2 tRNA genes are annotated in these 471 nt (G+C 48.4%); both read left to right on the top strand.

The features are described 5' to 3' along the window. Positions 1-198 precede the first annotated feature (198 nt). Positions 199-274: transfer RNA gene (locus tag WKS98_RS09965), tRNA-Ala, on the top strand. 3 nt (positions 275-277) lie between these two features. Beyond that, a tRNA-Ile gene (locus WKS98_RS09960) sits at positions 278-354 on the top strand. Positions 355-471: the final 117 nt, after the last annotated feature.

Raw genomic sequence — 471 nt, 5'->3', positions numbered from 1 at the left:
CCTTTAACCATGTGGGGGTGTAGCTCAGTTTAACATGCTTACCCGCAAGCGAAGCGAGCGGCTAGGAAGCATTTATGCAGTCTTTTCCCAAGAGAAGCAAAGCTTCGATTGGCAAGAAAAGCACGTAGGGAGAGCGGAGCTTCGAAGAAGCTCAAACATCCAAAACAAATTAAATAGCAAAAACAAAAGTACCTATGTGGGGGTGTAGCTCAGTTGGGAGAGCGCCTGCCTTGCAAGCAGGAGGTCAGGAGTTCGACTCTCCTCATCTCCACCATATGGGCCTGTAGCTCAGGTGGTTAGAGCGCACGCCTGATAAGCGTGAGGTCGGTGGTTCGAGTCCACCCAGGCCCACCATAGAACATTGAAAACAGAATAAGCAATAGACAATAAAGCAAGAAAAAGGAAAAGTAAAAATATTTCCGGTCAAGCGACAAAGGGCATAAGGCGAATGCCTTGGCACTAGGAGGCGAA

This window comes from Lagierella sp. ICN-221743 (assembly GCF_037890055.1).
Lineage (GTDB): Bacteria > Bacillota > Clostridia > Tissierellales > Peptoniphilaceae > Mediannikoviicoccus.
The sequence above is the reverse complement of the archived record's forward strand: the minus strand, read 5'-3'. Positions and strand labels throughout refer to the sequence as shown.